The sequence below is a fragment of the Bacilli bacterium genome (genome assembly GCA_036381315.1).
Taxonomy (GTDB): domain Bacteria; phylum Bacillota; class Bacilli; order Paenibacillales; family KCTC-25726; genus DASVDB01.
In genome coordinates, this window is the sequence record DASVDB010000029.1 from 1 (window position 1) to 13,576 (window position 13,576).

Below are 13,576 nucleotides of genomic sequence, written 5' to 3' on the forward strand. Positions count from 1 at the left end.
TTGATGCAGGTGGAAATGAGGTTCCATGCGCCGGGTCTAACCATCCGCCTTTAGGCGGCCAGCTTCCAGCGCCTGCAACGTCACTGCGCAACGTTAAACCTCCCTGGGCAGCGCTAATACGGGGGGACCGCCTCCCTGCACGGCACCCACTGCACACCGCTAAGGTTGAGCCTCCCTGCACAACGCCCACTACACCAGCACTAAGGCTGAGCCTCCTTGCACGGCACCCACTGCACACCGCTATCGCCTTCCTGCGCAACCCACCCGCCCAGCGCTAACGGACGTAGCAGAGGCTATTTGCCGAAAAAAGGCTGGGCAAAAATTTTAACGGACGCCACAGCGGCTATTCACCTTATTTTTACCTGAATACTGCACAGAGTGCTAAAATAAGCGCACATACGACCGTTAAAATTGAAAACCGGGCGTAAAACCCGAAATAGCCTCTGTCACGTCCGTTAGATCGGAAAACCCACTATTACGAAGTTGCAAGCCGGCAAACTTGCCGGGCTTCTTGGCAGTGAAAAATGCCGCAGCAGGTGCAAAAAGCCGCAGCCCATTACGAGCATGCGGCTTTTTGCGCGATACGTCAGCCGGGCAATATTTCATTGCCGGTTTGTCCGCTGTATGCGTGCGCATGGGGGGTCATTCCGTTAATCGTCGTGACGCCGTGGAAATAATGGATATGGCCGCCGCCCACGACCGGAACAGCCGGGCCTGTTACGCCCCTGATCACATGCGTATGCCCGTCGTTCAGCGACGTGACCGTGTAGTAGCTGTGCGTATGCGGCACCCCGGATGGCGCGGCATCCGTCATGCCGGCGTATTCGTGGCTGTGCCCGGCGTCGAACGAAGTAATTCCGGCAAATTCATGCGCATGTACAGGATTTCCGCCCCATGAAGTGATGTACAGTCGGTGCGAATGTTCGCCCTCTCCTTCGTCGCCGGAATGCATCATAAAACCGGTAACAGGAATGTCCATAGATCAATCTCCTTATATGCCGTATTGTTTCATCCTATTCCGGCGCGCCTCGATATGTATGTGCGGATATCCAAAAAAAAATAATTATTGTAAGCGAATACAAGAGGAAATATTCTGACAATTGCCGAACATCGTACATATAAAAAAGTATGAAGGGAAGGCGTATTATCACATTCTAAAATTGGTTTCGGTTTGCTTGTTGGAACATTACTCGAAAAGCGGGTGGATTCCATGAAGCGTAAAAAAATCGTTATCCCCGTCATTTTGCTGGCATTTGTTATCGGCAGCGCAGTTTATGCATCCGGAGAGAGTCGGAACATAAGTCCCGAATCCCTGGAAATTCGTCCGGGCAGTATTGAATGGGCCTTCACCAACAACGGCGTCCGCCCCGAGAAAAAATTGATCGGCATGATAAATGCAACGGAAAAGACGCTTGACGTCGCCATTTTCGCTTTGACCAATCCGGGAATTGTAAAGGCCATCAAAGACGCCAAAAAACGCGGCGTCGCCGTTCGGGTCATTACGGATAAAGGCCAGGCGGAAACCAAAACGCAAGCGCAAGCGCTGAAGCTCTTCCTGCGTGCCGGAATTCCCGTCAAAATCAATACGCATGATGGTTTGATGCATCTGAAAATGGCGATATCCGATGAAAACATCGTTTCAACCGGTTCGTTCAACTATACAAAAGCGGCGGCCAATAAAAACGACGAGATTTTAATGTTTTTGTCCGATCCCGAGGTTGCCCGTTCGTTTAAACTTCAATTTGAAAAAATGTGGGTTGACAAACAACATTTCAGCGACTATCGCTTTTAAAACGGCGAACCTAATCATTTACAGCGATGATATCGCGCAGCCAAACCCAACATGGGCCATCGTCCCCGATTATTTTCAGCTTTTCTGCGACACGGTCGATTTTGCTCGCTTTTCCCGTGATGGTCTTCTTTCCGTATTCCGCAAACAGTGTCAATCTGATTGTCAGCCCGGTTTCCAGCGACTCCGCGATCAGGCGCGAAAACGTCGCGATTTCGTCCGGGTCCAACTCCGGGCGAATTTCTTTGTTTATGTGCAACTGCTGGCTGATGTAGGCTTCCCGATGTTCCGGCAGGATCATGCGGGAAGACTCGAACAAGCCGTTTTTCTGCAGCTTTTTGCTCATTTATAGTGCCCTCCAATTTTTTGCGCTCTGTCTCTTGCCTGGCCTGCCGCCGTTAAGGATATGGCGCGCATGATGGCGGAATTCCCGAATCTTTCTTTGATGGCGTCGGTTGCCCGCTCCAGCCGCCGCTTTTTTTCCCTGTCCGTAAAAAGAAGCAATTGATATTCGCGATCCTCGACGAGTTCCGTCAGGGCGACGGCAATTTTGCGGATGGGCAGACCGTTCCAATGGAGGCGGAAAATTTCGCAGGCCACGGGATACACTTCATCCGTAATATTCGTGGGGTCGGCGATTTTGCGCTGACGGTAAAACCCGAAGGGACGGTCGAAATCAGCTCCCTGGCAGCCGACATTGACGACCCACCCGGCGTAGCCTTTGGCTCGGGAACGTTGGCAGACCAGTTCGGAAAGTTCCAGAATGACGGTCTCGATTTCTTCCAGCGTGGCGTAATCCCGCGGGAGCGTCATTTGCTGGCCGATGCCTTTTTGCGCGTCGTAGGTATGGACGGAAACCGGCGACGAGTCCATGCCGTTTGCGATGCGCCAGATGACTTCTCCGTTCACGCCCCAGCGGTTGGTCAGCGTCTGCAGCGGTTTTTGCGCCAAATCGCCGATGGTGCGAATATGCATGCGCAGCAGATGGCGGGCCATTCTGCTGCCGATCATAAACATGTCTTGAATCGGCAGCGGCCAAAGCAAGGTGGCGATGTCGTTTGGCGGCAGGGTGAAAATGCCGGTCGCATTTTTTTTCGCGAAGTTGTCGCACGCCATTTTGCTCAGCACCTTGTTGGAACTGATTCCGGCCCTTACGTAGATGCCGGTGTCGTTTTTGATTTTGGCCTGAACGCTTGCGGCGATCGCTTCCGCGCTGCCAAACAGCTTCAGGCTGGCCGTCATATCGGCAAATTGTTCATCGATGCTGTAGGGCTCTACAAGATCGGTGTAACTTCGCAAAATTTCCGTGATTTGCAGGGAGACTTTAATGTATTCCGACATGCTGGGCCGGATGACGACAAGTTCCGGGCATTTCTTGAGCGCTTCGCCCAGCCGTTCCGCCGTGGTGACGCCGTATTTTTTGGCGAGCGGGCAGGCGGCGAGCACAATGCCCGTTCGCCGCGCCGGGTCTCCGGCGACAACGACGGGTTTGTCGCGATATTGCGGGTGGGCCGCTTTTTCCACGGAGGCATAAAAAGATTGCGCGTCAAACAGCATGATGACTCGCTCTTGCTTGTTCATTGTTGTCCACCGTCACCATCCAAAGTTACGCAAAGATAAGCGCATAGCAGGTTCTGCACTTCCGCCTTGACGTATCTGCGGACGAAGGACATGCTGCGCCGATATCCCCGGCACAAATATTCGATTTCCACGCCCAGTTCCGTCCGCCGCTGTTCGTACACTTTCAAGCCGCGTTGCCGCAAGAAGCGCCGCGCCTTGGTCAGATCTTTATGCATTTTATCCTGCGCGCTGCGCCAAACCTGAATATGCACCGGGGGCATCTTCAGGGGCGCTTTTTGCAGCACTTTGATTTCGTATTCGATCACGTCCATGCTGAATTGCAGAAGGAGGTATTGTTTCAATTTTTGCAGTTCTTCTTCCGTCTCAAACGGTACGGGACACATCGCAATCATCCCAATCGCCGCATGATATTACGAACGTAAGTTCGCATTTATTATACCAAACAGGTGTTCGTAAAGTCAAACAAAAGCATTTTTTTCATGAACGCAACTCTTTTCCCGAAATGGAGTATAACCTATCGGGTACATATTCAAACGCACAGAATAAGACTGCTATGGAGGTTATTGCGTCATGAAGCTTAAGCGCCTTTTGGTCCTTATCGTTGTAATTACGGTAATCGGCGGTATTTCGGTGTTTGCCGATGATGGTTTCGATACATTTAAAGGGAAAACGGTCAAGATTTTTGTGAACGACCGGGAGGCATCCTCCAACGGCTTGCTAGTTGCCGATAAGAACGGATTGACGAAATCGATGGTGCCGGTGCGCGATATTGCGGATGCGCTGCAGGCTCTTGTGGAATATGACGAAGCCACGCAGTCGATCAACGTGTACAAGCCGAATGTGCAAATGTCGGTCATGTATATGGCCAAGGATTCGGTGCAATTTCTGGGGGACGTAACGCGCGGACAGAAGCTGACCATGTATATTCTGACCTGGATAGACAGCGTCAAGACAAACTTGTCGGCGCTCAAGGTAACGGTGGAAGATCCGTACGGCGGTGAAATATTCAGCGACGTCAAGGAAGTAAACGAGCAATCCGACGACCATTTCTGGTGGGGCAGCAAAAAGATGCCGGTTGAATTCAAATATTCGGGCCCGTATGTGGTGAAACTCTACATGAAGGATAGCAACAGCGATTATACCCTGGTATCGCAGCGGATCATCAAGTCCGTAGCCAAAGATTGAAGCACGCCGCGCTTGGCCGATACGCCCGGTTTGACCCTTGTGCATCGGCATGTTAGGATGGTATGGCATGGAAAATTTTTAAGGGAAACGAGGTTTTTTCATGGGCGAACATCGGCACGACGACGGCTCCGGACACAATCATCAGCACAATCATCAGCATAGCCATCATCATCACGATCATGACTGCGATTGCGATCACGATCATGATGAAGAACCGGTTTTTGTGTTGACGGATGAAGACGGCAATGAACGGGAAATGATTCTGGTTTACACGTTTGAACTGGATGAGCGGATGTATGCTGTTTTGCTGGATAAATATGATATGGAAGCGGACGGCATGATTTTTCGCGTGGAAGATGACGGCGAAGAAGCCGCGCTTGTCAATATTGACGATGACGATGAATGGGAGAGAGTCGTCAAGGTGTACGAGGAAATATCGCAAAGCGAGTAGTTGCGGGCGATTTAGCCGACCGGTCGGCAGAATAGCCGTTTGCGCGTAGCAAAAAGCTTCGGAGCAAATTCCCCGAAGCTTTTTTCCATGTATGCATGAGTTATTTCCGCGGATTGTAGTACATGATTCTGCCGTTAAACAAATGCAATTCCGCAAGCCAGGTTTTGGCCAAATATTTGCATAGTTCGTTGCCTTTTGCTTTGTCCCCATGGGTGCTATTGTCGGGAAGCACGACTTGCACAAAATTCGTTTCCGTCTCGCCATCATGTTTGGTGCCGACGCCAAATATAATGTTTTTATACCGGTCGTTCTTCCCCTTTAAGTAAAACCACTTGCCTTCCGCTTCCGGTTTCGTTTCGATGGTGTAAGGAAATGCAAATTCGCCGTAATCCCAGTTCAACTGATTTCCCGTCAAGGCGAGTTGCTCTTGGTAATGCATTAGTTGTTGTTTCAATTCGTCCAGCGAAACGGATGGAACGGCGGAGCCTTCAACAAAATGGATGGTTGCACTTTGACTCAACTCCTACACCCGCCCTCGTATGGAAAGTTGTATGAAATATCCACCCACCATGATAACACGACGCCATCTGTTTTACAATCGAAAAAGGCTTGGGAAAAGTTTATGCATGTTAAAAAATGGCCGCGCTTTCCACAATTACTTTGACATGTTGCAGCGTTTTATCTTCCGGTCCCTGCACGGGGAGCCCCACTTTCGCATGCTCGCGGATATATTCGATATTGTCGCGGGAGATCACTTCCCCCGGCAACAGAATCGGAATGCCGGGCGGGTAAACGTAAATAAATTCCGCAATGATTCGGCCCTCGGACGCGGCGAACGGAATCGTCTCCGTATCGGCGTAAAAAGCGTCCCGCGGCGACAACGACAAATGGGGGATTTCCGGCACTTTGACGACCACTTCCGCCGCGTTTCCCCGATTCGCGTATGTTTCCGACAATTGCCGCAGCGCCGCGATGAGCGTAGCGATTTTTTGTTCATCGTCGCCCGGAGTGATCAGGCACAGGATGTTGTACATATCGCTTAGTTCGACTTCAATCGCATATTTTTCCCGAAGCAGATTTTCCACTTCATAGCCTGTCAACCCCAGCTTGCGCACGTGCACGGTCAACTTGGTCGGATCGTAATCAAAGGTGGCTTCGCCGCCGAGAATATCTTTGCCGAAGCAATACAAACCCGCCATTTTATTGATTTCGCTACGGGCATATTCGGCCAATTGAATCGCCCGCTCGGCCATTTTCCGGCCGTTTAGCGCCAAATTTTTGCGTGCGCAATCCAACGAAGCAAGCAAAATATAGGACGTGGATGTTGTTGTCAGCATGCTGATAATGGATTGAACATGTTCAGCGTTTATCCGGCCTTTTTTCACGTTCAGAATTGAGCTTTGCGTCAAGGAGCCGCCCAGTTTATGCACGCTGGTGGCGGCCATATCGGCGCCGGCTTGCATGGCGGATAGCGGCAGCGCCTCGTGGAAATGGATGTGGGCCCCGTGAGCCTCGTCCACCAAAACCGGGACGTTATAGCTGTGCGCAGTTTCCACAATCTCTTTCAGATTCGCGCAAATCCCGAAATAAGTAGGATTGATCACCAGCACCGCTTTGGCGTCGGGATGTTTTTCCAGCGCCCGTCTGACCGATCCGGTGGTGATGCCGTGCGCAATCCCCAGATTGCGGTCCATGGCCGGGGAGACGAATACCGGCTTCGCCCCGGCGAAAATAATCGCCGCCATGACAGATTTATGGGCGTTGCGGGGAACAATGATTTTATCGCCCGGCGAACAAACGGACAAAATCATCGTCATGATCGCTCCGCTTGTGCCTTGAACGGAAAAAAATGTATAATCTGCACCAAAGGCGTCTGCCGCGAGCTCCTGCGCTTCTTTGATAACGCCTGAAGGGCGGTGCAGATCGTCCAACGGCGCAATGTTGATCAAATCGATGGAAAGCGCGCGGTCCCCGATAAATTCCCGAAATTCCGGCTCCATTCCCGCTCCTTTTTTGTGGCCGGGAATATGAAATTGCAGCGGATTTTTCTCCGCGTGGCGTTTGAGTGCGGAAAACAACGGCGTGCGGGTATGGTCCATGAAAAACATCATCCTCTCGAAAATGCGTTGCGGACTTATGCAAATAAGGAAAGTATAACAAATTTGCGCCGGGTTGCAAGGCTTGTTCGGCAAAACAGCCATCGCCCGGCGGGTTATAAGCATACGATGGTGAACAGGATGAAGAAAATGCCCAATCAAAATGCGTTTCGCGTTAAGATAGCGCTGCCTATTTTGTTGCTGATATCGGTTTTGTTTTGCGTTGAGTTTGTGAAAGGCGCGCTGTTAATTGCCATTTTGCCCGTTTTCATGAAATCGGTGCTGGGATTGTCCGCTTTTTCGATCGGATTGTCGCTTGCTTTGCAGTATGTTGGCGATAACGCGTTTCGCAGCCCGGCGGGCTGGCTTATGGACCGCATCGGTTACCGCAGCGCCATGCTGATGGGACTGTTGGTCGCCATCGGCGCGATCATGATGGCGGCGAAATCGGGCGGAGCGTGGTGGATGGCCGCTGCCTGTGCGCTGCTCGGCATCGGCACTTCGCCATTATGGCCGTGTGTCATTTCGCTCGCGACGGAAACCGCCGGCGAACGCGCGCGCGGCACGGTCATGAGCTTTATTTATGCGGCGTGGTTTTCCGGGGCGGGCCTTGGTCCCATCGTGATCAATCTGGTTGCCGGAAAAACGTTTGCGGCTTCCTTCCGTTTGCTGTTTGCGCTGATGGCGGCCGCGACGCTGGCGGTGCTGTTTTTGCCGGGAGCCTGGCGCCTTCCCGCCGGCAAAAAAAGGCGACACCCATTGGCGCCCGGTTTCCCGTCGCCCTTGTCGCTGCAAGCCGCTCTGCGCAGCCGCATCGGCGGTTTTTGGCGCGCAGCCGGAGAAATCCGGCGTTCGCTTTCGTTCAATCCGTGGTTTTATCCCGCCATGTTTGCCAACAACTTAACCTTGGGGCTATTGATCCCGGTGGTTACGATCTATGCGCGGAACATTCTGCATTTAACGCCGCAGCAATACAGCTTTTTGTTGTTTTCCGGGGGAGCGGTGGCCGTAATCATGCTGTTTCCTGTCGGCAGATGGGTTGACAAGCGGGGAAGCAAATGGTTTTTGCATCTCGGTTTTTCGTTAACCGCCGCGGCTTTGTTTGTGTTTTCTTTTGTAAAAGCGGTGCCCCAGGTGCTGATTGTCGCGGTGCTTTTGGGAGCGGGATACGCCATGGTCATTCCGGCGTGGAAAGCGCTGATCGCCCATGCCGTTCCGGCCAAGGGGCGCGGGTCGGTATGGGGCGTCATTTTGACGATCGAAGGCGGCGGCATGATTTGCGGCACGATCATCTCCGGCAAACTGTGGGACTTGTTCGGCTATCATGCGCCGTTTATCACCGGCGCGGCGGTGATGGCGGCGCTGTTTGCGGTACACTTGCTGGTGCTGTCCAGGCCGCGGCAAGCGCAATAAACCCCCGGCCTTGCGCAAACGCCCACTTGGCCGGGGGATTCGGCCCCGCAACTTTTCAATGAACAGGCGGCGTCAGTCCGTGCATGACAAACTGCACGATCCGCTCCGTCTCCGCCTCGTCGTCCCATTCCATTTCCGGCGCGATGATGTTACGGGCAATCACGTAGCCAATGATCGTCGTCGCCGTCAAGCGAACCACCGCCATCGGCGGCAAGTCGATAATTTGCCCCGCCTCCTGATACCGTTTCACAACTTGCAGGAAACGTTCCATTACCGGCTTGGCGAACAGCTTTTTATAATGTTCCCGCAATTCCGGATGAAACGGGATTTCCTGCAAAAATACTTTTAACAAGGGCAAATGTTTCTTTGCGAATTCCGCGCGGTTTTCGATAACGGCGCGCAAAAAATCCGAAAATTGCGGGTAATCCCGCTCCAGCACTTTGTTAAAATCGCGCAGGGCAAACGGCGCAATTAATTTTCCCATAACGGGAGCCATAATCGACAGCAGCAAATCCTTTTTTGTTTTATAGTGGCGGAAAATCGTGCCTTCCGCTACCCCTGCTTTCCGGGCGATCTCACTTGTGGAAGCGGCGGCGTAGCCTTTTTCCGAAAAAGTTTCCACGGCGGCTTTAATGATATTGATTTGTTTGTCCGTCATTTTTTCTTTATCGCCTAGCAGATTGAGCATTTCATCCGCCCAATCGTCGAGCGGACCAGACATTTTCCCGATCACCTCCGAAACATTGTTAAAGCGGGCGGTATTTCTTCAATGCCAGCACATTCGCAACCGCGAACACGAGCGAAAAGCCAAGCAAAATGTACAAATCGGGCGCGATCGCGTCCCACCCTTTGCCCCGGATCATCACATCGCGCAGCGCTTGCGCCGAATAGGTGAAGGGCAAAATATTGCCGATCCAGCGCAGCCATTGCGCCATTGTGTCCATATTGAACAGCCCGGAGAAAAACGCCTGCGGCACAATGACAAGCGGAATGAATTGGATCATCTGGAATTCGTTATTGGCAAACGCGGACAAAAACGTGCCGAGCGTAAGCGCCGAAAGCGCCGTTAACAGGATGATCAAAAGCACATACCAAAATGAGCCGACCATCAACATGCCCAATACTTTGATGGTAAACCAGGTGATGAGCAGCGACTGCAAAATCGCAAACACGCCGAACCCGATCACGTATCCGGCAACGATTTCCCAACGCTTTAACGGAGTTGCCATCAGACGCTCCAACGTGCCGCCGGTGCGCTCGCGCAAGAAAGCCACCCCTGCCAGCAGAAAGACGAAGAAAAAGGCGAAATAGCCGACCAGCACCGGTCCGAAGTTATCGAATGCGGCCATATCCTCGGAGCCGTGCAAATAAGTGATGTCCGCGGAAAATGGCTGCGCGGCGGTTTTTTGCACCAGCTTTTGGAACATCAGCAAAACCGATTTGTTAACCGTCGGGTCGCTGCCTTCCAGTTTTACGTGCGGAGTGCGGCCTTCCAGGCTTAATATGGCGTCGAGATGATTCGCTTCCAGCTCTTTTTCCGCTTTCTCGACGTCATATTGATGCACGGTGGCGCCGTAATCTTCAAGTTGCTTGATCAGCGGAGCGGGCGCATTTACGACGGCGATCTTGGGCTTGTATTCCGCGCCGTTAAAAATAAGCGAGAGCAACGTCATAATGACGATGGGAGCGACAAACATCAGGGCCAGCGAACGTTTATCATGGACAAATTGACGAATAATGCGGATGGCAAGCGCCCGTATTTTCATGCCTGAACACCTCCATAGATCAGGAATGCTTGCTCGATTGAAGCGGCATGGGTTTCCTTACGGAGCGCATCGGGCGTCCCGACGGCAATCAGTTTGCCGTCGCGGATCATCCCCAGACGGTCGCATTTTTCCGCTTCGTCCATGACGTGGGTGGTGACGATCACGGAGGTGCCGTTTTCGCTCAATCTGCGCAGTTCGTTCCAGATCGACTGTCTGAGCACAGGATCGATGCCGACGGTAGGTTCGTCGAGAATCAAAATTTCCGGTTCGTGCAGCAGGGCGATCGCCAGGGACAGCCGCCGTTTCATGCCGCCCGAAAATTTGGCCACAAGCTTTTTCAAATCGCCGGATAAATTGACGAGCTCCATGACTTCGGCGATCCGTTTGTTTCGGTCCGCTTTTTTCATCCCGAACAGGGAAGCGAAGAAAGTTAAGTTTTCCCACGCGGTCAATTCCGCGTATAGCGCGTCGGACTGAGCCATATAGCCGATTTTTTGCAGCATCGACAGTTTCGGAAGTTTTTCGTTCAACACATACACATCGCCGGATGATGCCCGGTCTATGCCGGCGATTAATTTGACCAGCGTTGTTTTGCCGGCGCCGGAAGGGCCGAGGAACCCGAAAATTTCCGCACGGTGGATCGTAAGGCTGATATCGGTCAGCACCGTTTTTTTGCCGAACGATTTGCCGACATGTTCGACGCGCACGCAAGCTTCGGATGGTTGAGACATGAACATCCCTCTCTTTCTCACTGCCTAATGTAGTGTGAGTAATCACTCACTCACTTCCATTTGCAGTTTAACCCAAAACTTGCCGGTTGTAAAGTGAGTAATCACTCACATACACATCGGCGCTTGCTATGAAAACGCCAGGCGATACAACGGCAAAAGCGTTTCGCAAACCGTTTCGATTTTGTTTCGCAGTTTGTCGCCGTCAAGCGCTTCTTCGCTGCCCTTTAAGACATTGGCGCCGCACACAAGATCAAATCGCTTGCCCAAGCGCAGCTTGGCCGCCATTTCGCGGATATCCCGTTCGCGCAAAAGCTTGTGCGCTTGCCGCATCGGCATTGTGCTGTCAAGCGACCAAAGGAAGTCTTTAGGCACGGATGCCAACACCGCCGCCGGATTTTTCTCCATCGCCGCGGCCATTATCGCTTTGTGCGGGCTTTCGTAAACGATGGCGAATTGGATATAGAGGTGGGTGGAAAACAACCCCATTTCAAAGTGCGGATACGCCTTGTACCCGCGCTTGTTGTTCGACCAGGCAACCCACGTGTCGTCGGGAGGATTTACAGTTCTGCGCATGTGTTTGGCCACGTGAAAGTACATCGGTTCTCCGGTGAGCGCCGTAAGGAAAGGCTCCATTTCTTGTCCGATTTCCGTCAGTTTCGGGCGAACCCGCGCGACAATCGCCGCCATCCGCTCCGAAAGCCCCGGTATGGAAAATACGGCAAAGTCGTTTTCATGAAAACCTTGAACAGCCATGGCAGCACCTCGCGTAAAATGCGTCGGGCAAATTTGGCAAAAGGCAGGATTTTCCCCGCCCGACGATGAATTGTATTATATACAGTTTTGCACGAAACCGCGGTCGCGGTCAAACAAAAAGGAGATTGCTGATGAACAAGGCTGCCAAATGGTCGGTTATCATCCTGTCGGCAAGCGCCATTTCTTTTGCCGCCGGCGCTTCGGCATCGGGCCTCATTCAGAAAGTGGAGGCTTATGTGCGGAGCGATTACACCGTCAACGTAAACGGGAAAAAAGTCGAATTAAGCAGTCCGCCGCTTATTTATCAAAATAAAAGCTATATCCCGCTTGCCGATTTCGGCGCAATGCTGGATATCGACGTCAATTTCGCGCAAAAATCGAAAACCATTTATGTGAACAGCCACATTTCCCACGATCCGCTGCAGGATCACACGACCGGTTTGGAAACGGAACAATTCGCGCTTGACATGGCGGAAGGATATCCCGTCGGCTACCTCTTTTCCTATTCGGGGCGGGACTATCCGGTGTTTGGCTTTTTGGATTATACGAAAAATGCGGAGTATTACAGGTTGTCCGATCTGAAAAAAATGGGACTGGACCTGAATGGGCTGCGCCTGGCCAAAGAAAAATACACGGGCGAGCTTTATGTCCGGAAAGAAGAAGTGAACGGTTTATGGCTGGAAAAACCGACCGTCACAAGCGCACCGGTCCCGCTTGCAGTCGGGGAAAGCGACCAAGGCAAAATCACCGCCCTGCTCGGGCTTGGGGAGGCGATCAATTCCTTCGGTTTAGCGCCCCAGTTCATCCAAATCTTTTTGATCGACAAAATTTCCGACGAGGATGAGTATAGACTGCTCGCTTTTACGAATGGATATTTGACCGAGTATGATGCGCAACTCGGCCTCACGAAAAATTATTTGCCCGACGGCACGGTTGCGGAAAAATGGTACTTTAAAAAATACAGCACAACATTACTGCAAACTCCGAGCAATGCGGAGCAAATGTACCGTTAGCCAGGCGCCCGATTGCCCCGCTTATTCCGGTTTTTATTCATTTATCCAAGTTGCGAAATCATAAGATTCAGTATAAGATAACAGTAAGAAAACAAATTGTCTGAACATTCTGTAAAAGATGCCACATTAACCGGGAGGGATTGCCGTGAACCGTAGTTACGAAGTGGAATACTGCAACGTGGAGCTGTGTTTTGGCCGTCGGCATATCCATGACCTCATCAAGGCGCTGATACAGGAAGGTTACTCGCTGTACTGGAGCGAAAGCGGAGAACAATTTATCATTTCGATTCGCAGCGGGCGCAAGCTTGTGAAATTGAAATTCCACCGCCTGGCGAATCAACATTACAAATTGGCCGGGACCTATTCATTCCGGGATGAAAAATTGGCGGAGTGGATGGAGCGGATGATTGGCGAAACGCGCGGCCATGCCGTTGTGAAACGGTTTCGGGACCACCAGATTGTCGTGGAAAATATCATGTTCGGGGAATTGATCCGCTTAGTGGAAATTTCGGGGGTGGAGCAAAAGGTGATCTTTCAAAAGGAACCCGTTGTGACACTGGAGGAAATGAAAAAAGCGTTTCTTTCCAACCGCGCCGCCGAACGGATTCCCGTCTTGCGCATGGAGTTGGATTACGAGCTTGCGACATTGTCGGAATTATTAGGCGAAAATCGTCGGGAAGAAGCCGCGGCCTGCAAAGAAAGGCTGGAGAAACTGCGTCGCGAGATGTTGTCGCTGGAGATTTGATCCTTTTCTGCCCTGGATCATTCCAGGGTTTTTACATGTTGAGGTTTCACAAG

The 13,576-nt window shown here is 51.9% G+C and carries 16 protein-coding genes; 6 read left to right on the top strand and 10 right to left on the bottom strand.

Going from position 1 to position 13,576, the window contains the following annotated elements; all coding sequences use genetic code 11:
- Positions 1 to 586: 586 nt before the first annotated feature.
- A complete protein-coding gene (locus tag VF260_02225) occupies positions 587 to 979 on the bottom strand; it encodes a YmaF family protein (protein ID HEX7056001.1) in 393 nt (130 codons plus the stop codon).
- Between the two features lie 231 nt (positions 980 to 1,210).
- Between VF260_02225 and VF260_02230 the strand changes: the two genes are divergently transcribed.
- Positions 1,211 to 1,792, top strand: coding sequence for a phospholipase D-like domain-containing protein (locus VF260_02230; GenBank protein HEX7056002.1), 582 nt, complete (start codon positions 1,211 to 1,213; stop codon positions 1,790 to 1,792).
- Positions 1,793 to 1,802: 10 nt separating this feature from the next.
- On the opposite strand, the gene VF260_02235 is transcribed toward VF260_02230, so the two are convergent.
- From VF260_02235 to VF260_02245, 3 genes are read right to left on the bottom strand one after another with little or no spacing between them, the layout of a single operon-like run.
- Positions 1,803 to 2,135 (bottom strand): YolD-like family protein, encoded by a 333-nt coding sequence (locus VF260_02235; GenBank protein HEX7056003.1) that lies wholly within the window; start codon positions 2,133 to 2,135, stop codon positions 1,803 to 1,805.
- Positions 2,132 to 3,370, bottom strand: coding sequence for a DNA polymerase IV (locus VF260_02240; GenBank protein ID HEX7056004.1), 1,239 nt, complete (start codon positions 3,368 to 3,370; stop codon positions 2,132 to 2,134). Before VF260_02240 ends, VF260_02235 begins: the two co-directional genes overlap by 4 nt.
- Positions 3,367 to 3,762 carry a hypothetical protein gene (locus VF260_02245; protein HEX7056005.1) on the bottom strand — a complete coding sequence of 132 codons (396 nt, stop codon included), beginning with the start codon at positions 3,760 to 3,762 and terminating at the stop codon, positions 3,367 to 3,369. The genes VF260_02240 and VF260_02245 overlap by 4 nt, the downstream gene beginning before the upstream one ends.
- Positions 3,763 to 3,940: 178 nt before the next feature.
- On the opposite strand from VF260_02245, the gene VF260_02250 reads away from it, so the two are divergent.
- Together VF260_02250 and VF260_02255 are read left to right on the top strand one after the other, a co-directional pair.
- A complete protein-coding gene (locus VF260_02250) occupies positions 3,941 to 4,555 on the top strand; it encodes a stalk domain-containing protein (protein HEX7056006.1) in 615 nt (204 codons plus the stop codon).
- A 100-nt stretch (positions 4,556 to 4,655) separates the two neighbouring features.
- The gene (locus VF260_02255; GenBank protein HEX7056007.1) at positions 4,656 to 5,006 is read left to right on the top strand and encodes a DUF1292 domain-containing protein; all 351 of its coding nucleotides are present in this window, start codon (positions 4,656 to 4,658) and stop codon (positions 5,004 to 5,006) included.
- A 100-nt stretch (positions 5,007 to 5,106) separates the two neighbouring features.
- Here the strand turns inward: VF260_02255 and VF260_02260 are convergent, their stop codons facing one another.
- Together VF260_02260 and VF260_02265 are read right to left on the bottom strand one after the other, a co-directional pair.
- Positions 5,107 to 5,526 carry a DUF1885 family protein gene (locus VF260_02260; GenBank protein HEX7056008.1) on the bottom strand — a complete coding sequence of 140 codons (420 nt, stop codon included), beginning with the start codon at positions 5,524 to 5,526 and terminating at the stop codon, positions 5,107 to 5,109.
- A 109-nt stretch (positions 5,527 to 5,635) separates the two neighbouring features.
- Positions 5,636 to 7,105, bottom strand: a complete 1,470-nt coding sequence (locus VF260_02265; protein ID HEX7056009.1) for an aminotransferase class I/II-fold pyridoxal phosphate-dependent enzyme — start codon at positions 7,103 to 7,105, stop codon at positions 5,636 to 5,638.
- Positions 7,106 to 7,252: 147 nt separating this feature from the next.
- On the opposite strand from VF260_02265, the gene VF260_02270 reads away from it, so the two are divergent.
- Positions 7,253 to 8,515, top strand: coding sequence for an MFS transporter (locus tag VF260_02270; GenBank protein ID HEX7056010.1), 1,263 nt, complete (start codon positions 7,253 to 7,255; stop codon positions 8,513 to 8,515).
- A 55-nt stretch (positions 8,516 to 8,570) separates the two neighbouring features.
- On the opposite strand, the gene VF260_02275 is transcribed toward VF260_02270, so the two are convergent.
- The 4 genes from VF260_02275 to VF260_02290 all read right to left on the bottom strand — a co-directional run bounded on the left by VF260_02275 (position 8,571) and on the right by VF260_02290 (position 11,765).
- On the bottom strand, positions 8,571 to 9,236 hold the full coding sequence (locus VF260_02275) for a TetR/AcrR family transcriptional regulator (GenBank protein HEX7056011.1): 666 nt from the start codon (positions 9,234 to 9,236) through the stop codon (positions 8,571 to 8,573).
- Positions 9,237 to 9,261: 25 nt separating this feature from the next.
- A complete protein-coding gene (locus VF260_02280) occupies positions 9,262 to 10,281 on the bottom strand; it encodes an ABC transporter permease (protein HEX7056012.1) in 1,020 nt (339 codons plus the stop codon).
- Positions 10,278 to 11,012 (bottom strand): ABC transporter ATP-binding protein, encoded by a 735-nt coding sequence (locus VF260_02285; protein ID HEX7056013.1) that lies wholly within the window; start codon positions 11,010 to 11,012, stop codon positions 10,278 to 10,280. Before VF260_02285 ends, VF260_02280 begins: the two co-directional genes overlap by 4 nt.
- 126 nt (positions 11,013 to 11,138) lie before the next feature.
- Entirely contained in the window at positions 11,139 to 11,765 is a 627-nt protein-coding gene (locus tag VF260_02290; protein HEX7056014.1) for a DUF1054 domain-containing protein, read from the bottom strand.
- A 131-nt stretch (positions 11,766 to 11,896) separates the two neighbouring features.
- On the opposite strand from VF260_02290, the gene VF260_02295 reads away from it, so the two are divergent.
- The gene (locus VF260_02295; GenBank protein HEX7056015.1) at positions 11,897 to 12,778 is read left to right on the top strand and encodes a stalk domain-containing protein; all 882 of its coding nucleotides are present in this window, start codon (positions 11,897 to 11,899) and stop codon (positions 12,776 to 12,778) included.
- A gap of 145 nt (positions 12,779 to 12,923) precedes the next feature.
- Positions 12,924 to 13,523: a hypothetical protein gene (locus VF260_02300; protein HEX7056016.1), complete on the top strand. Its 600-nt coding sequence runs from the start codon at positions 12,924 to 12,926 to the stop codon at positions 13,521 to 13,523.
- The last annotated feature ends 53 nt before the right edge of the window (positions 13,524 to 13,576 follow it).